This window comes from Stenotrophomonas sp. 71799_Sma, from assembly GCF_056482505.1.
The window spans coordinates 2,456,380-2,480,075 of record NZ_CM151202.1 but is presented as its reverse complement, the minus strand read 5'-3'; the positions used below and the strand labels follow the sequence as shown (position 1 = coordinate 2,480,075).

The following is a 23,696-nucleotide window of genomic DNA, read 5'->3' as shown; positions in this document are numbered from 1 at the left end:
CGTGGTGGCGCGCTGCGCCAGCTGAGCCTGGTGGTGGCCCCGTACCTGGGGTGACGGTTGTATGGAGTCAATGCGCGGGCGGCTGCGCGCAGGTATCGCCCAGCACGCGCCGGACCGTGTCCTGCAATTGACTCACATGGAACGGTTTGGCCACGAAGGCTGCGCGCCGGTGGCGCTGCGGCACCAGCTGGTCGTAGACCGCAGAGACAAACAGGTAGGGGATGCCGAGTTCTGCCAGGCGATCAGCGACGGGAAAGACCACACCGTCGCGAAGTTCGACATCGAGCACGGCGCCGTCGAACCGCTGGGTGTCCAGCAGCCCGAGAGCGTCGAACACGCTGTAGGCATGCGTCACCTGATCGCCGACGTCCTCAAGGGCGTGCTCCATGAGTGCGGCCAGGTCGAGTTGGTCTTCCACCAGCAGCAGGTTGCATCTGCGCTGGCCGGTTGCGGATTGCATGCGTGCATGCCTGTGTTGTCCTGGGAACACCAGTTTCTGCTGTGCTGCATCAAGATCCTGCGTGTGCATTGTCAGTCCGGCGCGAAGCTCTGCGCGCGTGGCCAACCTCGTGGAGGAGGCGTGGAAGGCGTTATGGATTTCGTTGACGGCTTCTTGGCATGCACTGTGGATACTGCCGCCGACCCCTTATCGGAGTTTCTGTCATGCCTCAATCCGGAACCGAAGCGGCCTCTCCTGGCGTGCTGCGTATCGAGTGCATGCCGCTCGATTGTGGCGGCGCCGCCATTGTCGTGGAACTGGACCGTACGCCTGAGCGGACCTGGATGAAGTCGCTGAAGCGAGCGCTGCTGGCCGACGACGCCCTGGACGGTGCACAGGCCAAGTTTGATGGGCGCTTTGTCTATGTCGTGGGCGTGGACGGCGGCGCGCATCGTGCTGAACATCGGGTCATGCAGGCCGTGATGGCGGCAGAGGGCGCGGGCGCCTCGAACGCCAGGCGCCAGCGCCCTGCAGTCAACGTAGGCGTATCCAGCGCTCTGGCGACCTGAGAGCGCCCCGGGTCCAGCCCGGGGCTGGGGATGTTATCGCCGCATCAGCGCTGCGTGCAGCGCCGAGCTTCGGCGGATCACAGCGGCCGACAAGGCGGTGATTGCCAGCGCTCCACCATGGTCTCCGGAGGCATGTTGCCCCGCACCGGAGATCGAGATGGCAGACCAGAACACCGCCCGAAGCGAGCGCCTGCTGAAGTGGCTGCAGGACGCCTACGCCATGGAACAGGAAGCGGAGACCATGATGAAGGCCATGGCTTCGCGGATCGAGAACTATCCCCAGCTTGCCGCACGCGTCAGCCAGCACGTCCAGGAGACGCAAGGGCAGGCAGCTTCCCTGCGCGAGTGCATTGAGGCGCTTGGGGGAAGCGTGCCCACCGCAAAGGGGCTGTTCGCGAGCATGACTGCCGCCCTCCACGCGGCGGGCACCAGTCTGATGGAGGACGAGGTGGTCAAGAGCGTAGGCCTCTCGTTCGGCTTCGAGAATACCGAGATCGCCACGTACCGGGCGCTGGTGATCGCTGCCGAGCGCGCCGGCGCGCCCGACATTGCGGCCGTGTGTGGCCAGATCCTGCAGGAAGAGGTTGCCATGGCGCGTTGGCTGGAGGACCACCAGGACGGACTGGTCGGAGCGTTCCTCAACCGTGACGAAACGCCTGGCGCCCAGGCCAAGCGTTGACCCCGAAGCCAGCCCACGCCAGCCACCGGAGAAACCCTCATGTTCTTTCATCACAAGAAGCTGATGTACACCGTACGCGTGCGCGAATCCAACCCGCAGCTCGCCAGTCTCATGCTTGAACAGTTCGGCGGCCCACAGGGCGAGTTGGCCGCCGCGATGCGCTACTTCACCCAGGGACTTGGCGAATGCGACCCCGGGCGCAAGGACCTGTTGATGGACATCGCCACCGAGGAGATCAGCCATCTGGAGATCATCGGCACCATCATCGCCATGCTCAACCGCGGGCCCAAGGCGATCCAGTCCGAAGGGCTTGCCGAGGCCGAGGACATGCGCCTGCTGGGCCAGAACAGCACCAGCCACACCGAACAGATCCTGTACGGTGGCGGCCCCGCGCTGGTCAATTCCAGCGGGGTGCCGTGGACAGCCGCCTACATCGACTCGATCGGCGACCCCACCGCCGACCTGCGCTCGAACATCGCGGCCGAAGCGCGCGCCAAGCTGGTGTATGAGCGCTTGATCAACGTCACCGACGACCCCGGCATCAAGGATGCGCTGCGCTTCCTGATGACGCGCGAGATCGCGCACATGAAGTCATTCGAGAAGGCGCTGCACAGCATCCAGCCCAACTTCCCGCCGGGCAAGCTGCCGGGGGACCCTGCATTCACCGATCTGTACATGGACATGTCGCAGGGCGACGGCGCCGACGACCTGCAGGGCAGCTGGAACAGCGGCGAGCTCTGGGAGCGGGTCAGCGACCGCGAGGCACAGGCCGCTGTGGATGGTGGCGACGGCGGCGGCACGGTGGACCTGGACCCACGCGAACAAGCGGCAGTACAGGCCATGACCCTGCGCACGCTCTCCGACCCGGAAGCGCGGCCGACCACCGGGGCCGAGCTGGGGGCCGGCCCGGGCGCAGGCGCACTGGACCTGCCACCACGCGAGCCGTGAAAGAACCCGGTGCGCCCGTGCGGCGCCCCGGTTGCAACGCCCCTGGGCAGCGTGGGGCGTACGAAAGTGGGCGGACATCACGTCCGCCCACGAAGGGATGCATCGGGTTTCAGCGCCGATCAGCGCTGCTGGCCACCGCGGTTGTTGCCGCCGCGTTGCTGCTGTTGCTGCCCGCCTCCCTGGTTACCACCGCCACGGCTGTTCTGGCCGCCTTCGCGGCCGATGTCAGCCATGTGCTGGCGGTCCTGGCTCACCGCTTCGCCACCCTTGCGGCCGGCTTCGCGTGCTTCTTCCGAGCTGAATTCATGGGCGTTGCCTGACTCGTGCGCGGCACGTCCACCCTTGGCGGCGATCTCGCGCTGCTTGTCCTCGTCCATCGAAGCGAAACCGCGGTTGCTGGTGCCCTGGTTCTGGTTCTGGTTGGCCATGGAAAGTCTCCTTGGGTTCAGCCGCCGCATTGGCGGCAGCGACCATCTTCCAGATCCGGCGCTAGACGGCGGTGGCACGACTGCCAACGTCGCGTCATCCCGAAGGCTCTGATTCCTCATCCGGCCTCCACGAACATTCGTGCGTGCGCACAGTGGCAGGCACACGTTCAGCGGCCCAACCGCGCGTCAACGCGATGCGGAAGGTACACGCCACAGTTCGACGCAGCCTCCACACCGGTCTCACCGCGCGTACGATCGGTGTGGCTAAGGTAGAGCGGTCTGCAACAACCGGTGGTGCCATGCCCTTCAGAGCGATTGCCTATGTAAGTGAAGCCTCCCGCAACCTGACGGAACAGCGGCTGCAGGAACTTGTGGCAGAGGCGGTGCAGTTCAATGAGTCCGCCGATGTCACCGGCACATTGCTGTTCGACGGCTCGCGCTTCCTGCAGTATCTGGAGGGCCCGGAGGCCGGGATCAATGCGGCTTACGCGCGCATTCTCGCGGCCGGCAGCCACAGTGGGATCGTCGAACTGAACCGGGGCAGGGTGGGGCGCCGGCAGTTTCCGCACTGGCGGATGCGCAGCGTGCGGGTGGATGAGCTCGCGCTGGGGAAGATCGCCATATCCGACTGGACCGGCTTCGTGCGCAGCGCGTCGGCGCTGGAATCGGGCACCAGCGCCCTGGATCGACTACTGTCGGTTTCGCAATCGCAGACGGAAGCAGGCGCGGGCGGCATCATGGAACCAGACGGGCAGCTGGCACGATGATGTCGTCAGCCGCCCCGGTGGTGCCTGAGCTGCTACGCGTCGGCTGTGCGGGGTGGTCGCTGTCGCGGTCGGATCAGGAGGCGTTCGGCGCGGGCGACAGCGCTCTGCAGCGCTACGCCACACGCCTGCCGATGGTGGAGATCAACTCATCCTTCTATCGACCGCACCAGGCCAAGACCTATGCGCGATGGGCGGCGAGCGTGCCGGAGGGCTTCCGGTTCGCGGTGAAACTCCCGCGCGAGATCAGCCATGAGCGTCGGCTGCGTGATGCAATGCAACCGCTCGAGCGGTTCCTTGAAGGCGTGCTGGAACTGGGTGGAAAGCTCGGTCCGTTGCTGCTGCAGTTGCCGCCCAGCCTGGTGTACGACACGGTCACGGCCGAAGCCTTCCTGCGGGGCCTGCGCGCGCGCACGCAGGCCGAAGTAGCGTGCGAGCCGCGCCATCCGAGTTGGTTTACGGCGGACGTGGATGCGCTGCTGAGCGCGCATGGCGTTGCACGGGTTGCCGCAGATCCAGCACGTGTGCCGGCGGCAGCGATTCCCGGCGGTGATCGCACGTGGAGCTACTGGCGCTGGCACGGCCAGCCGCAGATCTATCGCAGTGCCTACGACGAGCCGACCCTTGCCCACCTTGCGCGGCAGCTGCTGGCCGAGGCCGACGCGCAACGACCCGCCTGGTTCGTACTGGACAATACCGCGCTGGGTCACGCCACCGGCAATGCCCTGCACCTGCAGGCGCTGCTGCAGGAGAACGAACATGCCTGAAGGCCCTTCGATCGTCCTGCTGCGCGAAGCAGCGAGCCATTTCAAGGGGCACGTGGTCCGCACCGTCTCCGGGAACAGCCGCATCGACCTGTCGCCGCTGCAGGGCCGAAGGGTCAAGGCGGTCCGCCGTTGGGGCAAGCACTTCCTGCTGGAATTCAGCCATCACACGCTGCGCATCCATCTGATGATGTTCGGCAGCTGGCGCATCGACGAGCGGAAGCCAGCCCCGGCGCGGGTATCGCTGGTGTTCGACAACGGTGAGCTGAACTTCTATGCGTGTTCCGTGCGCCTGATCGACCAGCCTCTGGACGACATCTACGATTGGCGGGCGGACGTGATGAACGATGCCTGGGATCCGAAGCTGGCCAGGCGCAAGCTGAAAACCATGCCGGACGTCCTTGCCTGCGATGCGCTTCTGGACCAGACGGTCTTCGCCGGCGTCGGCAACATCATCAAGAACGAGGTGCTGTTCCGGATAGGCGTGCATCCCGCCACCCGATTGGGCGACCTGCCGCCACGCAGGCTTACCGCGCTGATCGAGCAGGCCCGCGCCTACAGCTTCGATTTCCTGGAATGGAAGCGCTGCCTTGAGCTGAAGAAGCATTGGCAGGTGCACACGAAGAAGGTCTGTCCCGTGTGCGGTGGCCCGATCAGCAAGCTCTACATGGGGACCACGCGGCGACGCACGTTCTTCTGCCCCAATGATCAAGTGCTGTACGGGCCCTGAGGCTGCCGTCCGTGGCAGCCGGGTTCCGGGGCGCGTCGATCAGGCGGCCTGCGCTGCCTTGGCGTTGCCGCCGCCCTTGGCCAGCAGGGTGAGCTTTTCGTCGGTGGCTTTCTCTTCCTCAAGCGTCTCGAGCAGCAACGGCAGGGCGTCCTTGTAGCCCAGTTGCTTGGCCAGCGCGGCGATGGTGCCGTAGGACGCAATCTCGTAATGCTCGACCTTCTGTGCGCCACCGATCAGGGCGGCATCGCGCACAGGGCCCTTGTCGATGCTGTCGATCACTTCCTTGCCTTCCTCCACCAGGCCCTCCATCGCCGCGCACTTGATGCGCTTCAGGCGAATGCCCAGGATCTCCACAACCTGGTCGATGCGCTCGATCTGGCCCTGGGTTTCTTCCAGGTGCGTCTCAAACGCCGTGGCCAGGTCCGGATTCTCGGCCGCACGGGCCAGGCGTGGGAGGGCCTTGGTCAGCTGCTTCTCGGCGCTGTAGATGTCCGAGAGTTCGTGGATGAACAGGTCTTCCGCCGTCTTGATAGCCATACTGGGCTCCGCAGTGAGTGGAGCGATCAGCGTAGGGTCTTCCCGGTTGCGATCAGGCAGGTGCCAGGTGAAGGCGGCATGTGAAGGTCCACGCGAACCGTGCGCGTGCCCTTCACGATGCGGGATCCGCCACTGCGGGTTGGCGCCGGTGCCGCCAAGCCTTCGCCATGGCTTCACAATGGCATCGCCTGGTGCCCATGCACCGGCCGGTACGGTCACTTCACGCCCGATCACGCGTGGAGACTCCCATGAGCGACGACAAGAAGAACACCGGCCGCCCGGACCGGGATCGCATCAACGTCAACGAAGATTACGAGCTGCAGTACTGGACCACGGCGCTGGGCGTGTCCGCCGAGGAACTTCGTGCCGCTGTGGCGGCGGTCGGCCCCACAGCCGTTGCTGTCCGCAAGCATCTGGGAAAATAGCGCGGAGTTGCCCATGTCCCTGGTCGAGTACCGCCGCAAGCGCAGTTTTGACAAGACCAAGGAGCCCGAGCCGGGCAAGGCGCTACCGAAAGGGCAACGCGCCATTTTCGTGGTGCAGCTGCACCACGCCAGCCGCAGGCACTACGACTTCCGCCTGCAGGTGGGTGACGCGCTGAAGAGCTGGGCCGTGCCCAAGGGGCCCAGTTACGACCCGAAGGTCAAGCGCATGGCGGTGGAGGTGGAAGATCATCCTGTCGACTATGCGACCTTCGAAGGCGAAATCCCCAAAGGCCAGTACGGCGGCGGCCATGTCGCCCAGTTCGACCACGGTGTGTGGGCTACGCAGGGCGACCCGGAAGCCCAGCTCGCCAAGGGCCATCTACGATTCGAGCTGTTCGGCGCCAAGCTCAAGGGTGGATGGCATCTGGTCCGTTCAGGCAAGCCAGCGCGCCAGCCACAGTGGCTGCTGTTCAAGGACGACGATGAATTTGCGAGCGACATCGAGGCAGACGATCTGCTGGCGGATGTTGCTGTAGCGCCCCCGGTGGACCTGAAGCGTGCCGGGGCCGGAAAGACCGCGAAGAAGAAACTCACGGTCGTACCCGCCACACGCGCCCGACGAAAGAACTGGGCGAAGAAGGCCCTGGCGCTCAGCAAGGCAAGAAAGGCCGCAGCGCCGTCCGGGCCGTTTGAGCCACAGTTGGCCAAGCTGGGCGAAGCGCCGCCCCAGGGCGGGCAGTGGGTGCATGAGATCAAATGGGATGGGTACCGCATCCTTGCTACGGTGGCTGAGGGCAACGTGCAGCTGTGGTCGCGGAACGCACTGGAATGGACCGGCAAGCTCCCTGAAATACGTGACGCGATCACAGCACTGGGCCTCACCTCGGCGGCACTGGACGGTGAGCTCATCGCCGGCGCCGGCACCAGGGAGGACTTCAACCTGCTGCAGGCCACGCTCTCCGGCGAGCGGCAGGGCGTCCTGACGTATGCATTGTTCGATCTGCTGCACCTTGATGGCGTGGACGTCGCCGATGCGCCCTTGCTGGAACGCAAGGCCCTGCTGCAATCCGTGCTGGAAGGGCAGGGCAGGCCATTGGCGTTCAGTTCGCATGTACAGGGGGATGGCGACGAGGCCTATCGCCTGGCCGGTGAGCAGCACTTCGAAGGCATCATTTCCAAGCGCGCCGAGCGCAGCTACCACAGTGGCCGCAGTGAGGATTGGCGCAAGACCAAACAGCTGGCCAGCGACGAGTTTGCGGTGGTCGGATACACCACGCCGAAAGGCAGCCGCACCGGGTTCGGCTCGCTGCTGCTGGCGCGGCCAGACCCGAAACATGGCTGGCTCTACGTCGGCCGCGTCGGATCCGGGTTCTCGGACGAACTGATCGGCGAAGTCAGCAAGCGCATCGAAGGCGGCGGCAGCCGCAAGCCGACGGCGTACGTGCCCACCCAGGACACCGACCTGCGCGCCGCGACCTGGTTCCCGCCGCGTTTCGTGGTGGAGGTCTTCTATCGCGGGATTGGCGGGCAGAAGCTGTTGCGCCAGGCGTCACTGAAGGCGGTACGGGCGGACAAGGACATCGCCGATCTCGCAGATTCCGATCGCGCCGGGCCGGTCACGATCTCTGGTGGGAAGTCCGCAACGGCGCGTCCTGCGCGCGATGCGAAAACGTCACCCGCTACCGACCGCACACCGCCCGCGCTGTCGTCTCCCGGCAAGATCCTGTTTCCTGGCGATGGCTACACCAAGCAGGAGGTATGGGACTACTACGCGGCAGTGATGGAGCATCTCCTGCCCGAGGTGGTTGATCGTCCGCTGTCGATCATCCGATGTCCCAGTGGCACCGCAAAACCCTGCTTCTTCCAAAAACACCATACAGCCGGGCTGGAGTTGGTCGACGCAGTAAAGCTCAAGGAAGAAAGCGGTATAAACGCCCATTACCTGGTGGTGCGGGACGCAGCCAGCCTGCTTGAACTGGTGCAGTTCAACGCGTTGGAGTTCCACCCCTGGGGCAGCCACGCCGAAGCGCCCGACAAGGCCGACCGCGTGGTGTTCGACCTGGATCCAGGACCGGACGTACCCTTTGCCGAGGTCAAGAAAGCGGCAACCGACATCCGGAAACTGCTGGCGCAGCTGGAGCTGGAATCGTTCCTGCGTGTATCCGGTGGCAAGGGCCTGCACGTGGTCGTGCCACTCAATCCGGGATGCGACTGGGACCTGACCAGGCGCTTTGCGAAGGGTTTCGCCGATGCGCTGGCGCAATCCGAGCCCCAGCGATTCCTGGCGACGGCCACCAAAAGCCTCCGCAACAAGCGGATCTTCGTGGACTATCTGCGCAATGGGCGCGGTGCGACGGCGGTTGCGTCCTACTCGCTGCGGGCCAGGCCGGGGGCACCGGTAGCACTGCCGATCGCCTGGGGCGATCTGACGAAACTCAAGCGCGCAGACGCGTTCACGATCAAGGACGTGCCAGCAAAGCTGAAACGGCAGCGCAAAGACCCTTGGGCCGGTATCGGGAAAGTGAAACAGAATCTTGCGCGATGGGCGCAGGCAGACCCGTAGCCCGCGCCTACGCTTCGGGCGCCTGCACGCTACCGGGCAATACATGATCGCATTCGACCAGCCGCGCGTTGCTGACCGTCTGGCGCGACGGACAAGCACCGCACACCAGCGTCGTTCCACCGGGTACCGCCCCCAACGCGTCCCCCGACAACTGCGTAATCCCGCCGCAGGTGTTGCAGCGCACGCGAATGGACCTGACGCGCTCAATACCCTGCACGCCGGAAGCGGCGTCCAGCTCCAGAACATGGAAAAGGCCGGTATTGGGCATGGGGTGCTCTCGAGTCATCTGCCCCAAGCGTAAACGATCCATGGCATTGGGCGGGGAGGCGTCCTGCATGCCGTTTGTCGGCTGGGTCCCAACTGATTCACAAAATGCACAGGATGGGAACAACTGCGGGGCGCAGGTGGCCTATCCTAGCGGCACGGAATCTGGGGGGATTCACTACAGGAGCAGTCAATGCCGATCAGGGCAGTCGCATACGTCAGCGAAGCGGGCCCCGCCGTTGCGGGTGACCCGTTGGGCCTGCGCAGCGGGAAGCTGGACGATCTGGTCGATGATGCCGCCCGCTTCAACCGAAATGCCGGCGTTACCGGAGTTCTGCTGTTCGATGGCGCCCGCTTCCTTCAGTACATGGAGGGACCCGAGGACGGCTTGAGCGTGGCGTACTCGCGAGTGGTGGGTGCTTCCAGCCACGCAGGGCTCATCGAGTTGCAGCGGGGCAGGGTGGGCAACCGGCGACTCCCGTTCTGGCCGATGCGTTGGCTGCCGACGCAACCCGAGCAGTTGAAAATTCTTGCCTGCGCGGACTGGTCGGGGTTCGCCCAGCACAGCGGTGACGAAGCGCCAACCGAGACGGCGATGGATGTCCTGGCCAGGTTGGTGGAACCCTATGCCGTGGCGGCGTGATCCACCGGCCTAGCGACCTCCATGGCGCTCGGCCCACGGAATTTCGCCGCTGCACACATGGAGGTGCCCGGTGCGCATCACGCAATACAGCCGCGCCTCCGGCTCCGCGCTGGCAGCGATATAGTCCAGTGCCTCGGCGAGCATGCGGATGAACTGCGGCTCGGGGTAGAGCGCTGCCCAGGTCGGCAGCAATTCCTCCAGTTGCGCGATCATCAGATCCAAGTGCGTGCTCACTGCCTGATCCTCCTTCCAGGTACGTTAGCGACCACGCTGCAAGCAAGGAGTTGCGGTTCGCAGAGGCGACACAGGCGTGTTGCCCACGCAACGCTCACCTGGCCTTGACCATGGCGTTGATCGTGGCAGCGCGTGAGCATCATCTGCACGACCACGCCACCGTCGTTTCACCCGGCAAGGCGTATCAGAGAGGCCTCCCAGCTGAAGCTGCAAGGATCTCTTTCATGTCCGAACCGTTCCCGCGCGCCAGCTTATGGTCAGCTGACACCGAGTCGCACAGCTTCCGCCCCCTTGCCGGCACGACGCGCGCGGACGTGCTGGTGGTGGGCGCCGGCATGACCGGCCTGCTGACAGCGGCCCGCCTGGCCGATAGCGGCCTGGATGTGCTGGTGGTTGATGCGGGGCCCATCGGCGGGCGCAATACGGTGATGTCCACCGGCAATCTTTACGCGCCCGTCTCCCGGCTGGCCGATCTGATCTCCCGTTGGGGCGGCGACACGGCCAGCCGTGTCGTGCAGTGGCGGCAGCAGGCGCTGCGGTCCATCGAAACACTGGTTCATCGCTACCATCTGCGCTGTGGCTTCCAACGCGTGGGCATGCAGTACGGCGTGCAGGAGCGAACCCGCGAGGTCACCGCGCAGTTCGAGCGTGAGCTGCAGGCCTATCAGCGCGTCGGCCTGCAGTGCGAACACCGGCAGTCCGGACTGCCGTTCGCATTGGGCCACGCCTTCCGCGTTCCCGATCAGGCGCAGTTGGATCCTGCGGCGTTCTGCAGGCAACTGGCACGTCATCTGGCAGGTCGCGTGCGCATCCACGACTGGACCCGGATCAACCGCATCGAGGCATCCGCCGGCGTTGCGACAGCCGATGGCGCCCGCATACAGGCCAGGCAGTTCGTGCTGGCTACGCATTCGCCCGCAGGCTTCAACCTGGTGCAGGCCGAGATGGAGGTGTACCGCGAGTACGGGGTGGCGGTGCCGGTTGCCAACCTACCTGCGGCAGGCATTCACTGGATCGCCGACCGGCACCGCTCATTGCGCGGGGTGCACGGCGCTGATGGCCGCGACTGGCTTGTGCTGGTTGGCGAAACACACCGCACAGGCGAAACGCCAGCGGTGGATCCGGCCCAGCATCTGCTAGCCGACGCGCGCCGCAACTTCAACGTGCTGGGCGAGCCGCTGTGCTGGTCGGCGCAGCAATTCCGGCCCGCCGACCAGCTGCCCTACATCGGCGGCAGCGCCCACGATAATGTGTGGGTCGCTACCGGCTATGGGCCGGACGGTTTGACCTGGGCAGGCGTGGCCGCGCGCGCGATCACCGAGGGAATCATGGGCACGACCAGCGAGATCGAGCAACTGCTCAGCCCCATGCGTTTCACGCCGGTGCGCTCGGCCGCTGGCTGGGCCCGCACCAACGCCACGGTGGCGCGGCACATGGTGGGAGATCGCCTTGCCACGGCGCCGTCACACTCATCCAGTGAGATGGCCCGTGGTTGCGGCGCACTACTGGACGTGGACGGAAAGCGAACCGCGGTCTACCGCGACGAGGGCGGTCGCCTGCACATGATGTCGGCGCTCTGCCCGCACCTGAAGTGCGTTGTCCAATGGAATGGCCATGAGCGCACCTGGGACTGCCCCTGCCACGGCAGCCGCTTTTCCGCCACCGGAGCGCTGCTGGAAGGCCCTGCCAGGCAGGGCCTCACACCAGAACAGCTGTAGGCGCAGGCATCCACCTCAGGCTTCGGCGGCTGCATCCGCATCGCAGGGCATGCAGCGCTCCTTCTTGGACTTGATGTCTGCAGCGGTCTTCGCCAGTGCCTCGTAACGCTGGCGTATCTCTTCAAGATGGGCCGGCTCCATCGACTCCAGGTTCAACAACTCCTGATTGGCGTCCTTGCTCACCCGGATCAGTTCATCCAGCTTGATGTGCAGCGCAGCGGTATCAGCGTTCTGCGTATGCTGGATCAGGAACACCATCAGGAAGGTCACGATGGTGGTTCCTGTATTCACCACCAGCTGCCACGTGTCATTGAAGTGGAAGGCCGGCCCGCTGGCAGCCCAAGTGATGATCACCCCCAGCGCTGCGACGAATGCCCCCAGGCTGCCGGACAATCGCGCCGTCGCCGCCGCGACACGGGCAAAACCGCGCCGGATCACTGGTCACCTCCCGCGGCCTCCTCATCCGTGTGGCGGTCCGGCAGCTTGACCCGCTTCCCGAGGCGCTTGGCCTGCTCGTCCGGCGTGGGCGCAGCGACGAAGGGGGAGATCGGGTCACTGGCGGGGAAGGTTTCCTGCAGCGCCTCGTCATGATTGCGGCGGTTGTGCAGCGTCGCCTGCAGCGGACTGACAGGATCGGGGCGCTGCGCCTCCGTGTCCGGATGGGGAAGGTCTTTCTGGTCGCGTTGCATGGTGCATCTCCAGGTTGATCACCACCTCGCAGGTGGCGGGCCCAGCATAGGAATGCACTGTGAGCGGCCTCATCAAGGGCGGGGCAACGTGGCGTCAATCCTTCAGGCAACGCGCGTTAACAATCAGCGCGGCGGCGCGGTCTGCGTCGGCCATGGCGTTCTGATGCGGCACGTGGTTGCGCACCCCCTCACGCCATTCACCCCGCAACAGCGAGAATGGCCTACCGGGCGCACCATGCGCGAGCCGCCCACCGATTGCAGGAATGCTGAGATGTCCAACACCCCCTATGGCGAGTCGTCATGTGCTGCCGCAGCCAGCGGCTGCATCGAAGTCCGTGGTGCGCGCGAGCACAACCTGAAGAATGTCGATGTCTCCATTCCGCGCAATGCACTGGTGGTGTTCTCCGGCGTGTCGGGATCCGGCAAGTCCTCGTTGGCCTTCGGCACGGTTTTCGCCGAGGCGCAGCGGCGCTACTTCGAATCCGTCGCACCCTATGCGCGCCGCCTGATCGACCAGGCGGGCGTGCCCGATGTGGATGCCATCGACGGGCTGCCCCCGGCGGTCGCCCTGCAGCAGCAGCGCGGCGCCAGCAATGCGCGCTCCTCGGTGGGCAGCGTGACCACGCTGTCCAGCCTGGTGCGCATGATGTTTTCGCGGGCGGGAGCCTACCCGGCCCACCAGCCCATGCTGTACGCCGAAGACTTCTCGCCCAACACCCCACAGGGCGCCTGCAGCACCTGCCATGGCCTGGGGTATGTCTACGAAGTGACTGAAGCACTGATGGTTCCGGACCCGTCGCTGAGCATCCGCGAGCGCGCCATCGCGTCCTGGCCACCGGCATGGCATGGCCAGAACCTGCGCGACATCCTGGTCACGCTGGGCTACGACATCGATGTGCCGTGGAAGAAGCTGCCGAAGAAGGACCGTGAGTGGATCCTGTTCACCGAGGAGACGCCCACCGTGCCGGTCTATGCCGGCTTCACGCCGGCCGAGACCCGTACCGCACTCAAGCGCAAGCAGGAGCCCAGCTACATGGGCACGTACACCGGCGCACGCCGCTACGTGCTGCACACCTTTGCCAACACCCAGAGCGCCCTGATGCGCAAGCGTGTGTCGCGCTACATGGAAGGCAAGCTGTGCCCGGCCTGCCACGGAAAGCGCCTGAAACCGGAGGCGCTTTCGGTCACCTTTGCCGGTGTGGATATCGGCGAGTTCATGCGGCTGCCGTTGGACCAGCTGGCGGCGTTGCTCGAGCCCATCGCGCGGGGCGACTTCAGTGCACACAGCCACGGCGCGCGTTCCAGCAGGCGTGCAACGCCCCGCGATCGCGCCAAGCGGGCAGCAAGTGGCCGCGCGACCCACGAAGGCGCACCCGACGTGCGCCTGACCTCAGCCTTGTCTGAGGAAAAGCGCCTGGCGGCACAACGTCTGGCGGGCGGGGTCATGGCGCGTGTACGGCAACTGCGCGAGCTCGGCCTGGGCTATCTATCACTTGATCGCGCCACGCCCACGCTGTCGGCCGGCGAACTGCAGCGCCTGCGGCTGGCCACGCAGCTCAGCTCGTTGCTGTTTGGCGTGCTGTACGTGCTCGACGAACCCTCGGCCGGCCTGCATCCGGCCGACAGCCAGGCGCTGTACGACGCACTGGAACGGCTGCGCGACGGCGGTAACTCGGTGTTCGTTGTTGAACATGATCTGGAGCTGATGCGCCGCGCGCAGTGGCTGGTCGATGTGGGCCCGCAGGCAGGGGAGCATGGCGGACGCGTTCTCTACAGTGGCGAGCCCGATGGCTTGCGCGACGTTCAGGATTCGCGCACGGCGCAGTACCTGTTCGACCAGGTGCCTGCGCCCGCCAGCCGGCAGCGCAGTGTCATCAGCTGGCTGGAGCTGAAGGGTATCCATCGCCATAACCTGCAGGGCGTGGACGCGCAGGTGCCGCTGGGGCTTCTGACCGCAGTGACCGGTATTTCCGGATCGGGCAAGTCCAGCCTGATGGCACAAGCGCTGCCCGAGCTGATACTGCTGCACCTGGGGCATGAGCCGGTGGACGACAGCGCCGACAGCACGCCCGCGGATGGGCCGACCGTGATCGAAGCCACGCGGGGCCAGCTGGCCGGCGACGTGGACGCCATCCAGCGCGTGGTGCAGGTAGACCAGAAGCCCATCGGCCGCACGCCACGATCCAATCTGGCCACCTACACCGGCCTGTTCGATCACGTGCGCAAGCTCTTCGCCGCGACACCCGACGCGCGCCGCCGCCGATTCGACGCGGGCCGCTTTTCGTTCAACGTGGCCAAGGGCCGATGCGAAACCTGCGAAGGCGAGGGCTTCGTCAGCGTCGAACTTCTGTTCATGCCGAGCGTCTATGCGCCGTGCCCCACCTGCCATGGCGCCCGCTACAACGAGGCCACCCTGAAGGTGCTGTGGAATGGTCGCACCATCGCCGAGGTCCTGCAGATGACGGTGGACCAGGCGCAGGCGTTCTTCGCCGAAGAAGACGCCATTGCCCGCCCGCTGCAGTTGCTGCAGGAAATCGGTCTGGGCTACCTGCGGCTGGGCCAGCCGGCCACCGAGCTTTCAGGCGGTGAGGCACAGCGCATAAAGCTGGCGACCGAGCTGCAGCGCAGCCAGCGCGGGCGCACGCTGTATGTGCTGGATGAGCCCACCACCGGCCTTCATGCATCTGACGCGGACAGGTTGCTGGAGCAGCTGCAACGGCTGGTTGAGGCTGGCAACACCGTGGTGATGATCGAGCACGACATGCGTTCTGTCGCACAGGCGGACTGGGTGATTGATGTCGGGCCAGGTGCAGGCGGCGCGGGTGGCACCATCGTGGCGAAGGGCACGCCGCAACAGGTGGCCCGCGCCAAGGGAAGCAGGACTGCGCCGTTCCTTGCGCGCGAGCTGGGGCAGGCCAGCTGACGCCATCTCATCTGGGGCTGGACGCATTCTGTTGTACTGTGGGAGTACTCGCAGCGCCCATCAGCGAGAGGATGGTCAGGTGAACGCTTCCATGCTCCCAAGAATCGTCGGCTTCGATGTCCCGTTGTTGCATGAGCGTGTAGACGCATCCACCGACGAGGCCATCACCGCGCTGCTGGATCTGGCGCCGGGCGCTCGCTGGACAGAGATGTTCCTCATCAAGTGCAGGGCCCTGGCGTCCCAGCTCCAGCTGGCGGATGTTCGCATTGAAGGCGCCAGGATCTACTTCTACGGATCCATCAGCGATTCTCGTGGACTTGCCGACGCGGTGATGTCCATTGTCCACGTACTGAATGATGAGTTGATGCGCGAGCGGAATCACGCAGCCAGCCGCGCCTAGGCGCAGCCAAGCAGGGACCAGCACCGATCGGCAATCTCCGCTGCGCCAGGATGGCCGCGCAGGCTCGATCGCTTCGCAAGCCTGCCCTGCAGATCGTCAATCCATGCCGACCGGGTGCCATGCGGATCTCTCACATAGATATCGCAGGCAAGCCGGATAACGGGCGCCACTTCATATCGGAAGCTCATCGCGGGCAGGGCGCCCAGGTTGAACGCGATTTTCCAGTGGGCCAGCTCGCGCTCGACGTCGACAACGTGCTTGCTTCTTCCATGGATCATGGCGTTACCCCTTTTCGAAACTCCACTGTACACGCTTGTTGCTGCGGGCCTGTTCATGACCCTTGTTCATATGGGACGCGTCCCCGTACGTTCCCGTAACGGCGACACGCCCACAGTCAATCGGCAGCAGACTTGCTGCGGCGGAGAATCGAAATGAACAGCGTCCCCGAACAGAACAGGAATGACCGCTCCAACGCGTCCGCTGAAGCAGAACAGCCTGCACAGCAGGGGCAGGTCGAGGGGAGCGAGCCTGGCGGGAAGGAGCCCGGCAAGCAAGGGCAGCAACAGCAGCAGGACAACAAGGATCGCGAGAGCCCGAAGCCAGCGGATGAAAAGAAGGGCGGTCTCGGCGGCGATACCCGCCGCTGAGGAACAGGAGGAGCCGCGCGCCGCGCGGCTGCTTCCGCAGCAGACAGGGAGCGTGCATGTCCGCACAAAGCCAGGCGATCAGCCTGATGACCAAGATCATGTACCAGTGTCGCCCGGAGAAAATCACAACAATGGCGCAATGCCGTTGCTGCCACGCGCCCAGCCCTGGCGGGATGGAGTGCGCACGGTGCCTGACCGGCAGGCTCGGCGATACGATTCACAATCGTGGTGCAGCGTTCGGCTGGCTGGAATCGTTCCGCAGGGTCCAGCAGGACGAAGCACACGTATTCGAATGCGCAAAGCGCACCGATGCGGCATCTCCCTAGGCGTCGCATCCGGACCTGACATCGCGCAGGCGTATGCTCGAGTCATTCAGGAGCAATGCGATGACTTTTCCGATCTGCATCTACGATAGAACGGGCACAGGGCTCCGGCTGCCTGCGGGATGGTGGATCGACCTTCAGTCCGATCTGCCTGCACTGGTGAAGGGTCCCACGCGCATCGACCTTCCGCGATCCTCAAAAGACGAGCATCCACGATTGGATCCTGAGGTTCTCAGGGATCTCTTCCGGCGCATTGGAGGCTCTCAGTGGTCAGGTTGAATCCAGCCCATTCCCTGGGAGTGCGCTGGCTGTTCTTTCGCCTTCGCAACGGGCAGTCCATCAGCCCCGCCAGGTTGATGTCTGTCTGGTCCGAGGCGGCAGAATCCAACGACTGCGCCGTGCGCCGCGAGATCATCGACGGCGCCGGCTACGTCTATGCCCTGTACGCACCCAACAGCCTGCTTTCCCCCCGGCGCGTGGAGCTGCGCATGAGAGCGCTGCTGGAGGAGGCCGGCTACGCCTTCACGATGGGCAGCCTGGCGGGGCGGCACCCGGGCGACGGCTGAGGCGCGGCGCTGAGGCGCCGGCCGAAGAGTCCATGACAGCCGCTCTCATTCGGGGACACCAGGCCCCAGTGGTTCGTGAGGCGCGGGATCGAAGAGCGCCAGCATCCGCTCACGCCGGCACTGTTCGAGCCAGTGGTGCCATATCTCCACCTCGTCCATCAGCCCCGTGGCACCGCACGCTGGGCACGTGAGCGTCGTACCCGATGGACTCGTCTTGATGCCCTCGTCCTGAGTCATTGATGAGCGCAAGCCGCAGCTCTTGCAGGTGGATCGCAACTGATCGAGGCGAACGATGGCGCCATTGCGCGCAAGAAGGGGCTGGATCGCATGGATCCGGAAGGCATTGGGAGGGTGCATGGCCGTGTCGTCTTGGGCTGGACACGGGAGCAAAGGATTCTGCGCCGGAGAAGAGCCGTGAGGGCGCAGTGTCCTCCGTTGGAGGTTAACCCTTCATCAAAGTGCGGAACACGCTCCATCGTTGGCCTGAAATCCTACGCCCGCAATCGTGCACTGACGCGGCACCCGGCGCTTCTCCGGTGCCAGCCCTGCTTCTGGGAAGGAAGGGCTCTGCCATCACAACAGAGCCCCGGTCACTCACTTTTCCTGCAGGAACGCCAGCAGATCCTGGTTGACCTTGTCCTTGTGGGTGTCGGTCAGGCCGTGCGGCGCACCCGGGTAGACAATCAGCCTGGCGCCCTTGATGAGCCTTGCCGATTGGCGGCCTGAGATATCGATCGGCACGATCTGGTCGTCGTCGCCGTGGATGACCAGGGTGGGCACATCAAACTTCTTCAGGTCCGCGCGGAAATCGGTGGCGGAGAACGCAGCGATCGAATCGTAGGTGTTCTTGTGGCCGCCCTGCATGCCCTGCGCCCACCACGCATCGATCAGCCCCTGCGAGACCTTCGCGCCCGGACGGTTGAAGCCGTAGAACGGGCCCGACGGAATGTCCTTGTACAGCTGCGCGCGGTTATCCATCTGCGCCTTGCGGATGCCATCGAACACTTCAATCGGCAGGCCGTTCGGGTTGTCGGCGGTCTTCAGCATGAACGGCGGTACCGAGCTGATCAGCACGGCCTTCTTCACCCGCCCCGTGCCATGCCGGCCAATGTAGCGCGCCACTTCGCCGCCACCGGTGGAGAAGCCCACCAGGGTGACATCGTGCAGGTCCAGCGTATTGATCACCGTGGCCAGGTCATCGGCGTAATGATCCATATCGTTGCCGTCCCACGGCTGGCTGGAGCGACCGTGGCCACGACGGTCATGCGCGATGACACGGTAGCCATGATCGGCCAGGAAGATCATCTGGGATTCCCAGCTGTCCGAGTTCAACGGCCAGCCGTGGCTGAAGGTCACGACCGGGCCGTCCTTCGGGCCCCAGTCCTTGTAGTACAGCTGCACGCCATCGGCGGTGGTGATGTAGCTGGCGGTGCGCGCGATGCTGGTGACTGCCGCCGGCGTGGCCGGTTCGGCGGCCTGCGCGGACAGGCCGGCCTGGACCGAGAGAGCGAGGGCGGCAACGGCCAGGGCACGGGTGAAGGTGTTCATGCGGGGAACTCTCATGGGTGGGTGGTGAGACGTACTTTGCGCCCGCGATCAGGCGCCAGGGATATGACAAGTCCGAATTTCTTGATAGATCGTCCTGAGTGCACGGATCCACAGTGGGGTCGACTGGATGATCATCCGAAGCTGCCCGACCTGGGCCTGCGCGCTACCGAACGAGCCAGAGGTGCTTGCAATGGTGGCATTGCAGCCGGTTCCGCATTGCTTCCCGGAACGCAACATGACGTACCCCTTCACGGCGCTACCGCACCTGCGGCGTACTGCCTAGGCTGATCCCACACGGCACCTGCCGTGTTCCGGGCCCATTGCCCGCGCAGTGGCCCGTCTTCCCATGAACTCCGCAGCGCTGGCCTGCCAGGCAACCGTGCCCTGGCAATGTCACTGCCTGCGCCATGGGCAAGCGCCCGGATTCGTTCGCGCCAGCCTTGCATTGCTGCCCGCCAAATGGCTCTTCGTGGAGATCCCTCATGTTCAGTATGGAAAACACCGCCGCGCCCATTGCCCCCGCCCTCGATGAACTGGTGCCCTCGCGCTACGCCCTGAAAGTGGGCGACGTCGAAGTGCTGGTGATCAGCGATGGCGTCCTGCCGTTGCCCACCCAGATGCTCGGCCACAACGTACCGGCGGCCGCCCGTGCCGAATGGTTCGAAGAGATGTACCTGCCGCAGGATGCCTTCGACTGGGCATTGAACGTGATGGTGGTGCACAGCGGGGATCGCACCATTCTCATCGATGCCGGCCTGGGCATGGACCCGGACCTGCAGCTGCCGCGCGCCGGCCAGCTGATCCGTCGCCTTGGTGCTGCCGGTATCAACCTGGGCGAAATCACCGATGTGGTGATCACCCACATGCACATGGACCACGTCGGCGGGCTGCTGGTTGAAGGTGTGAAGGAACAGCTGCGCCCGGACCTGAAGATCCACGTGGCCGCAGCGGAGGTGGAGTTCTGGAAGTCGCCGGACTTCAGCCGCACCAACATGCCGCAGGGTTTCCCCGATGCGCTACGCGCCACGGCCAAGCACTTCTGGGCCGAGTACAGCAGCTATGTGCATACCTTCCAGAACGAACAGCAGATCGCGCCGGGCGTAACGGCCCGCCGTACCGGTGGGCATACCCCGGGCCACTGCGTAGTGCGCGTAGCGTCCGCGGGGCAGGCCCTGACCTTTGCCGGTGACGCCGTGTTCGCGGTCGGCTTCGACCAACCGAACTGGCACAACGGTTTTGAGCACGACCCGGAGGAATCCGCACGCGTACGCATCGCTCTGCTGAAGGAACTGGCCGGCACCGGCGAAATGCTGGTGGCCACGCATCTTCCGTTCCCGTCAGTGGGCCGGGTGTCGCTGGAGGGCGAGACGTTCCGCTGGGTGCCGGTGTTCTGGGACTTCTGATCGGATCCTGCGGATACAGCGCAAGCAGGGGTTTTCGACGGGGCGCATCGGCGCCCCGCTCGAATCCCGCAAGGACGAGGCCGACAACGGACGCCATCCACACCTGGCGTGAAACTACTGGATGGCGGTAGGGCGAGCCAACCGCTGCAGCTTGTGCGGGTTGCGCTGCACCAGGATCTGCGTGATCCGTTCGCCATCGGTCTCGAAGGCCATCGCCGCCTCCAGCACGCCATCGAAATAGCGCAGCAGTCCCAACCGTCCGTTGAGCATGGCCGGTACCATCCGCAATTGCGCGCTGCGCCGCAGGTGCGGGGCATACAGCAGCTGGGCAATGCGTGTGCCGCCGAGCATCGGCCCGGGAAAGCTGGTGACGATACCGCCGCCGTCACCCACCAGCTCGGCCGATTCGGCCATCAACGCCTTCATCGTGCGGAAATCTCCACTGGATGCAGCCTCGGCGAAGCGGCGCAGCAGTTTCTGGTGCACGTCCTGCGGGACGTTGTAGCGCGGGCGCTCCTGCCTGAGCTGCTGGCGTGCGCGATGCACGATCTGCCGGCAAGCGGCTTCCGTCTTGTCCAGTGTGCGCGCGACCACCGCATAATCCTGATCGAACACATCGTGCAGCAGGAAAGCCGCACGCGCATCCGGGGCCAACCGTTCCAGCACACTGAGGAAGGCGACCGACAGATCGCTGGCGGTTTCCAGCACGTACTCGGGCGTGGCGGCGTCATCGGTCAGCAGCGGCTCGGGCAACCACATGCCCACATAGTGTTCGCGCGCATGCCGGGCCAGGCGCAGGCCATCAATGGCGCGACGGGTGGTGGCCGCCACCAGCCAGGCTTCCGGATTCTCGATCTGTGACTGGTCGGCGCCATGCCAGCGCAGCCAGACATCCTGCACCACGTCTTCGGCTTCGTGCGAAGACCCAAGCATGCGGTAGGCCACGCCGAACAGGCGTGGGCGGAGGCGTGAGAACAGCGCAGTGGATTCGTCCATGCCAGCGTAGACGGGACAGGTCCCCGGATTGTGACACCCGGGAACCTGTCGTTGGTGCCAGCGCCGGACGTGCGATCAGTGCGGCGGCAGCACCGCCGGCTTGCCGATGTCCTTGATCAGGAACACCACGAACTTCGCCGGCTCGGTGGCGCTGGCGTTGCGGCCTACGGTGTGCAGATCGGCCGGGCCCTCATGGAAGGCCTCGCCCGGGCCAAGGGTGACTTCCTTGCCGCCGGCCACACCCATCACGATCCGTCCTTCCAGGACATAGACGAAGCCATGGGCATCGTGGCGGTGGACAGGATCGGCGCCACCCGGCGGGTACTCCACGGTAAGGATCAGCGCCTCCTTGCCGGGCTGCTCCGGCAGGGCGCGGGTCATCACCTCGCGCACCAAGGGCTGGGGCGCAGGAGAGGGCGGGGTGGCGGCAGCGCCGCACAGTGGCAGCAGCGCAAACAGGACCAGAACAGAACGACGCATGGCAGGTCTCCAAAGCGGTAGAGGAGGGCCGCAGCATGGGGCAGCGGCGGAAGGATCAGGCCAGGCCGGCCTTGTCCAGGCCAAAGGCCGTATCCAGGGTGCCGGGCGTGGTACGGAAGGCAACGTTGGCGCGGTTCCAGGCGTTGATCGCCATCACCGCGTGGGTGAGGTCGACAATTTCCTGATCGGACAGCGGGCCGCGCACGCGCGCGTACAGCTCGTCGGGCACCCCCTGCGCCGGCAGCTGGGTCAGTACTTCGGTCCAGGCCAGGCAGGCGCGCTCGCGCGGGCTGAACAGCGTTGATTCACGCCATGCCGCCAGGTGATGCAGGCGCAGCGGGCGCTCACCACGCAGGGTGGCCTCCTTCACGTGCATGTCCAGGCAGAAGCCACAGCCGTTGAGCTGCGATGCACGGATGTTGACCAGATCAATGATGGCCCCTTCGATCGAGGCGGTGTGGGCGGCATGCGAGTACAGGCCGAGCTTCTTGAACAGTTCGGGGGATTGCGCGGCGTAATCCAGGCGTGCGGTCATGGTGTGTTCCTGTAGCGTGTGAAGGGCACAGCGAGGCTAGGCCTGCATTCGCAACGCCGGTAGGCGGGGGCCGGGCCGCACGCTGTTGCATGAAAAACACCAATGTCCTGTCACAGCGGCCGATGCTCGGCCGTCTGCCGGGCATGGACACCTCATCGCACCTGCGCACCGCATCGCGCCCTGCCAGCGAACAGGTCTGGCAGGCCTTCCTCGCCGCATTGCGCGAACTGCCGCCCGACGCACGCGCGATCCTGCTGTTGCACGACGTGCTGGGCGCCGGATTCGAGGACATCGTGCCCCTGCTGGGGCTCGACCCTTCCACGTGCAGGCAACGGTTGGCGCTGGCGCGGAGCCACCTGCACGCACAACGTGCCCGCCTGGAGCCAGGCCACCCATGAATGCCGCAACGCCCCGCGCGGCCAGTGACGGCCACGATGCGCTCAATGCGTCCTTCTCCACCAGCTACGCCGGTGTGCTGGCCTTCATTGCAGTGGCGTCCGAGGGCAGTTTCGCGCGCGCGGCCGACCGCCTCGGCATCGGCCGCTCGGCCGTCAGCCGCAGCGTGCAGAAGCTGGAAAGCCAGCTGGGCGTGCGGTTGTTCCTGCGCACCACGCGCTCGACCACGCTCACCCGGGAAGGCGAGCTGTTCCTGGAGGGCTGCAACCCGGGCGTGACCTGCATCCTGCAGGCGCTGGAGGAAATGCGCGACCTGCGCGAGGGCCCGCCGCGCGGGCACCTGCGCATCAGTGCCAGCCACGGCTTCGGCCGGCGGGTGATCGCCCCCTTGCTGGCCGCATTCCGCGCCGAGTACCCGCAGGTATCCGTGGAACTGCTGCTGGACGAGCAGGCCCCCGACCTGGCCGGTGACCGCATCGACGTGGCGTTTCGCGACGGCCTGCTGGAAGACAGCCAGGTGATCGCCAAGCAGCTGGTGCCGATGCAGCTGGTCGTATGTGCATCACCGGCGTACGTGCAGGTGCACGGCCTACCCGCGTCGGTGGACGCGCTGCCCACGCATGCCTGCATCGGGCGGCGCCTGCCGGGCGGACGCATGCAGCCCTGGGAATTCCGTGTCGACGGTGCCGAAGTGCACCTGCAGCCGCCTTCCGCAATGGTGTTCAACGATGCCGACCTGGCCCTGCAGGCCGTCATCGACGGGCTCGGCATCGCCCAACTGCCCAGCTATCAGGTGCGTGAAGCGCTGTGGGCGGGCAGGGTGGTGACCTGCCTGGATCGGCATGCGCCGCTCGATCGCGGCCACTACCTGTGCTACCTCAGCCGCCGCCAGCTGCCCAAGCGCGTGCGGGCCTTCATCGACTTCAGCACGCAGCGGGTGCGCGCGCTCGAGCTGGATGTGATCTCGCACTGGGAAGCGCGCCAGCAGGCCACGCCTCTGAACCCAGGCGCACAGCCTGCCTGGGCCTGAGCGTATTGGTGCGTGCCGGGCAACAGTGCGCGGCCCGCCATGGACCTACTGCCTC

The 23,696-nt window shown here is 65.5% G+C and carries 30 protein-coding genes; 18 read left to right on the top strand and 12 right to left on the bottom strand.

Annotation, left to right across the window (positions count from 1 at the left end; all coding sequences use genetic code 11):
• Positions 1-67: 67 nt before the first annotated feature.
• Complete coding sequence (locus ACZK4Z_RS11490) at positions 68-460, bottom strand: response regulator (RefSeq protein WP_019337688.1); 393 nt, start codon at positions 458-460, stop codon at positions 68-70.
• A gap of 203 nt (positions 461-663) precedes the next feature.
• On the opposite strand from ACZK4Z_RS11490, the gene ACZK4Z_RS11485 reads away from it, so the two are divergent.
• The 3 genes from ACZK4Z_RS11485 to ACZK4Z_RS11475 all read left to right on the top strand — a co-directional run bounded on the left by ACZK4Z_RS11485 (position 664) and on the right by ACZK4Z_RS11475 (position 2,635).
• A complete protein-coding gene (locus tag ACZK4Z_RS11485; protein WP_224329364.1) occupies positions 664-1,008 on the top strand; it encodes a hypothetical protein in 345 nt (114 codons plus the stop codon).
• A gap of 157 nt (positions 1,009-1,165) precedes the next feature.
• Positions 1,166-1,687, top strand: a complete 522-nt coding sequence (locus tag ACZK4Z_RS11480) for a ferritin-like domain-containing protein (RefSeq protein ID WP_019337686.1) — start codon at positions 1,166-1,168, stop codon at positions 1,685-1,687.
• 39 nt (positions 1,688-1,726) lie between these two features.
• Positions 1,727-2,635, top strand: a complete 909-nt coding sequence (locus tag ACZK4Z_RS11475; RefSeq protein WP_019337685.1) for a manganese catalase family protein — start codon at positions 1,727-1,729, stop codon at positions 2,633-2,635.
• Between the two features lie 119 nt (positions 2,636-2,754).
• On the opposite strand, the gene ACZK4Z_RS11470 is transcribed toward ACZK4Z_RS11475, so the two are convergent.
• Positions 2,755-3,063: a KGG domain-containing protein gene (locus ACZK4Z_RS11470; RefSeq protein WP_019337684.1), complete on the bottom strand. Its 309-nt coding sequence runs from the start codon at positions 3,061-3,063 to the stop codon at positions 2,755-2,757.
• A gap of 299 nt (positions 3,064-3,362) precedes the next feature.
• On the opposite strand from ACZK4Z_RS11470, the gene ACZK4Z_RS11465 reads away from it, so the two are divergent.
• From ACZK4Z_RS11465 to ACZK4Z_RS11455, 3 genes are read left to right on the top strand one after another with little or no spacing between them, the layout of a single operon-like run.
• Complete coding sequence (locus tag ACZK4Z_RS11465; protein WP_043395806.1) at positions 3,363-3,830, top strand: BLUF domain-containing protein; 468 nt, start codon at positions 3,363-3,365, stop codon at positions 3,828-3,830.
• Positions 3,827-4,594, top strand: a complete 768-nt coding sequence (locus tag ACZK4Z_RS11460) for a DUF72 domain-containing protein (protein ID WP_029550775.1) — start codon at positions 3,827-3,829, stop codon at positions 4,592-4,594. Before ACZK4Z_RS11465 ends, ACZK4Z_RS11460 begins: the two co-directional genes overlap by 4 nt.
• Positions 4,587-5,321 carry a DNA-formamidopyrimidine glycosylase family protein gene (locus ACZK4Z_RS11455; RefSeq protein ID WP_430370089.1) on the top strand — a complete coding sequence of 245 codons (735 nt, stop codon included), beginning with the start codon at positions 4,587-4,589 and terminating at the stop codon, positions 5,319-5,321. The genes ACZK4Z_RS11460 and ACZK4Z_RS11455 overlap by 8 nt, the downstream gene beginning before the upstream one ends.
• A 39-nt stretch (positions 5,322-5,360) precedes the next feature.
• Here the strand turns inward: ACZK4Z_RS11455 and ACZK4Z_RS11450 are convergent, their stop codons facing one another.
• Positions 5,361-5,858, bottom strand: coding sequence for a YciE/YciF ferroxidase family protein (locus ACZK4Z_RS11450; protein WP_019659711.1), 498 nt, complete (start codon positions 5,856-5,858; stop codon positions 5,361-5,363).
• A 248-nt stretch (positions 5,859-6,106) separates the two neighbouring features.
• Here ACZK4Z_RS11450 and ACZK4Z_RS11445 point away from each other — a divergent pair, with 248 nt between their 5' ends.
• Together ACZK4Z_RS11445 and ligD are read left to right on the top strand one after the other, a co-directional pair.
• Positions 6,107-6,283: a DUF3606 domain-containing protein gene (locus ACZK4Z_RS11445; protein WP_019336566.1), complete on the top strand. Its 177-nt coding sequence runs from the start codon at positions 6,107-6,109 to the stop codon at positions 6,281-6,283.
• 13 nt (positions 6,284-6,296) lie between these two features.
• Positions 6,297-8,846 (top strand): DNA ligase D, encoded by a 2,550-nt coding sequence (ligD, locus tag ACZK4Z_RS11440; protein ID WP_049455231.1) that lies wholly within the window; start codon positions 6,297-6,299, stop codon positions 8,844-8,846.
• 7 nt (positions 8,847-8,853) lie between these two features.
• Here the strand turns inward: ligD and ACZK4Z_RS11435 are convergent, their stop codons facing one another.
• Positions 8,854-9,114, bottom strand: coding sequence for a hypothetical protein (locus tag ACZK4Z_RS11435; RefSeq protein WP_227199396.1), 261 nt, complete (start codon positions 9,112-9,114; stop codon positions 8,854-8,856).
• Positions 9,115-9,303: 189 nt separating this feature from the next.
• Here ACZK4Z_RS11435 and ACZK4Z_RS11430 point away from each other — a divergent pair, with 189 nt between their 5' ends.
• On the top strand, positions 9,304-9,753 hold the full coding sequence (locus tag ACZK4Z_RS11430) for a BLUF domain-containing protein (RefSeq protein ID WP_043395790.1): 450 nt from the start codon (positions 9,304-9,306) through the stop codon (positions 9,751-9,753).
• A gap of 9 nt (positions 9,754-9,762) precedes the next feature.
• On the opposite strand, the gene ACZK4Z_RS11425 is transcribed toward ACZK4Z_RS11430, so the two are convergent.
• A complete protein-coding gene (locus ACZK4Z_RS11425; protein ID WP_049455232.1) occupies positions 9,763-9,987 on the bottom strand; it encodes a hypothetical protein in 225 nt (74 codons plus the stop codon).
• 224 nt (positions 9,988-10,211) lie between these two features.
• Between ACZK4Z_RS11425 and ACZK4Z_RS11420 the strand changes: the two genes are divergently transcribed.
• A complete protein-coding gene (locus ACZK4Z_RS11420; RefSeq protein ID WP_171954302.1) occupies positions 10,212-11,705 on the top strand; it encodes an FAD-dependent oxidoreductase in 1,494 nt (497 codons plus the stop codon).
• 15 nt (positions 11,706-11,720) lie between these two features.
• Here ACZK4Z_RS11420 and ACZK4Z_RS11415 read toward each other — a convergent pair whose 3' ends face one another.
• Positions 11,721-12,143, bottom strand: coding sequence for a low affinity iron permease family protein (locus ACZK4Z_RS11415; RefSeq protein ID WP_019336571.1), 423 nt, complete (start codon positions 12,141-12,143; stop codon positions 11,721-11,723).
• Entirely contained in the window at positions 12,140-12,394 is a 255-nt protein-coding gene (locus ACZK4Z_RS11410; RefSeq protein WP_099560609.1) for a hypothetical protein, read from the bottom strand. The genes ACZK4Z_RS11415 and ACZK4Z_RS11410 overlap by 4 nt, the downstream gene beginning before the upstream one ends.
• 271 nt (positions 12,395-12,665) lie before the next feature.
• On the opposite strand from ACZK4Z_RS11410, the gene ACZK4Z_RS11405 reads away from it, so the two are divergent.
• Positions 12,666-15,317, top strand: coding sequence for an excinuclease ABC subunit UvrA (locus ACZK4Z_RS11405; RefSeq protein ID WP_171954301.1), 2,652 nt, complete (start codon positions 12,666-12,668; stop codon positions 15,315-15,317).
• 79 nt (positions 15,318-15,396) lie between these two features.
• A complete protein-coding gene (locus ACZK4Z_RS11400) occupies positions 15,397-15,717 on the top strand; it encodes a hypothetical protein (RefSeq protein ID WP_019336574.1) in 321 nt (106 codons plus the stop codon).
• Here the strand turns inward: ACZK4Z_RS11400 and ACZK4Z_RS11395 are convergent.
• Positions 15,714-15,995, bottom strand: a complete 282-nt coding sequence (locus ACZK4Z_RS11395) for a hypothetical protein (RefSeq protein ID WP_010485730.1) — start codon at positions 15,993-15,995, stop codon at positions 15,714-15,716. The genes ACZK4Z_RS11400 and ACZK4Z_RS11395 overlap by 4 nt on opposite strands.
• 153 nt (positions 15,996-16,148) lie before the next feature.
• Here ACZK4Z_RS11395 and ACZK4Z_RS11390 point away from each other — a divergent pair, with 153 nt between their 5' ends.
• From ACZK4Z_RS11390 to ACZK4Z_RS11380, 3 genes are all read left to right on the top strand, one after another.
• A complete protein-coding gene (locus tag ACZK4Z_RS11390) occupies positions 16,149-16,364 on the top strand; it encodes a hypothetical protein (RefSeq protein ID WP_049455235.1) in 216 nt (71 codons plus the stop codon).
• A gap of 56 nt (positions 16,365-16,420) precedes the next feature.
• Complete coding sequence (locus ACZK4Z_RS11385) at positions 16,421-16,690, top strand: hypothetical protein (RefSeq protein ID WP_100051410.1); 270 nt, start codon at positions 16,421-16,423, stop codon at positions 16,688-16,690.
• Between the two features lie 263 nt (positions 16,691-16,953).
• On the top strand, positions 16,954-17,253 hold the full coding sequence (locus ACZK4Z_RS11380) for a hypothetical protein (protein ID WP_049455236.1): 300 nt from the start codon (positions 16,954-16,956) through the stop codon (positions 17,251-17,253).
• Between the two features lie 594 nt (positions 17,254-17,847).
• Here ACZK4Z_RS11380 and ACZK4Z_RS11375 read toward each other — a convergent pair.
• Positions 17,848-18,801 (bottom strand): alpha/beta fold hydrolase, encoded by a 954-nt coding sequence (locus tag ACZK4Z_RS11375; RefSeq protein WP_012480274.1) that lies wholly within the window; start codon positions 18,799-18,801, stop codon positions 17,848-17,850.
• Positions 18,802-19,283: 482 nt separating this feature from the next.
• On the opposite strand from ACZK4Z_RS11375, the gene ACZK4Z_RS11370 reads away from it, so the two are divergent.
• Positions 19,284-20,204 (top strand): MBL fold metallo-hydrolase, encoded by a 921-nt coding sequence (locus ACZK4Z_RS11370; protein ID WP_043395773.1) that lies wholly within the window; start codon positions 19,284-19,286, stop codon positions 20,202-20,204.
• 114 nt (positions 20,205-20,318) lie between these two features.
• On the opposite strand, the gene ACZK4Z_RS11365 is transcribed toward ACZK4Z_RS11370, so the two are convergent.
• The 3 genes from ACZK4Z_RS11365 to ACZK4Z_RS11355 form a co-directional block, all read right to left on the bottom strand.
• Positions 20,319-21,200, bottom strand: a complete 882-nt coding sequence (locus ACZK4Z_RS11365; RefSeq protein WP_430370083.1) for an RNA polymerase sigma-70 factor — start codon at positions 21,198-21,200, stop codon at positions 20,319-20,321.
• A 75-nt stretch (positions 21,201-21,275) separates the two neighbouring features.
• Positions 21,276-21,680: a cupin domain-containing protein gene (locus ACZK4Z_RS11360; protein WP_125436986.1), complete on the bottom strand. Its 405-nt coding sequence runs from the start codon at positions 21,678-21,680 to the stop codon at positions 21,276-21,278.
• Positions 21,681-21,735: 55 nt separating this feature from the next.
• Positions 21,736-22,215 carry a carboxymuconolactone decarboxylase family protein gene (locus tag ACZK4Z_RS11355; RefSeq protein WP_053443027.1) on the bottom strand — a complete coding sequence of 160 codons (480 nt, stop codon included), beginning with the start codon at positions 22,213-22,215 and terminating at the stop codon, positions 21,736-21,738.
• Between the two features lie 89 nt (positions 22,216-22,304).
• On the opposite strand from ACZK4Z_RS11355, the gene ACZK4Z_RS11350 reads away from it, so the two are divergent.
• Positions 22,305-22,613: a sigma factor-like helix-turn-helix DNA-binding protein gene (locus ACZK4Z_RS11350; RefSeq protein WP_049455242.1), complete on the top strand. Its 309-nt coding sequence runs from the start codon at positions 22,305-22,307 to the stop codon at positions 22,611-22,613.
• Positions 22,610-23,641, top strand: a complete 1,032-nt coding sequence (locus ACZK4Z_RS11345) for a LysR family transcriptional regulator (RefSeq protein ID WP_111118019.1) — start codon at positions 22,610-22,612, stop codon at positions 23,639-23,641. The genes ACZK4Z_RS11350 and ACZK4Z_RS11345 overlap by 4 nt, the downstream gene beginning before the upstream one ends.
• Positions 23,642-23,696 lie beyond the last annotated feature (55 nt).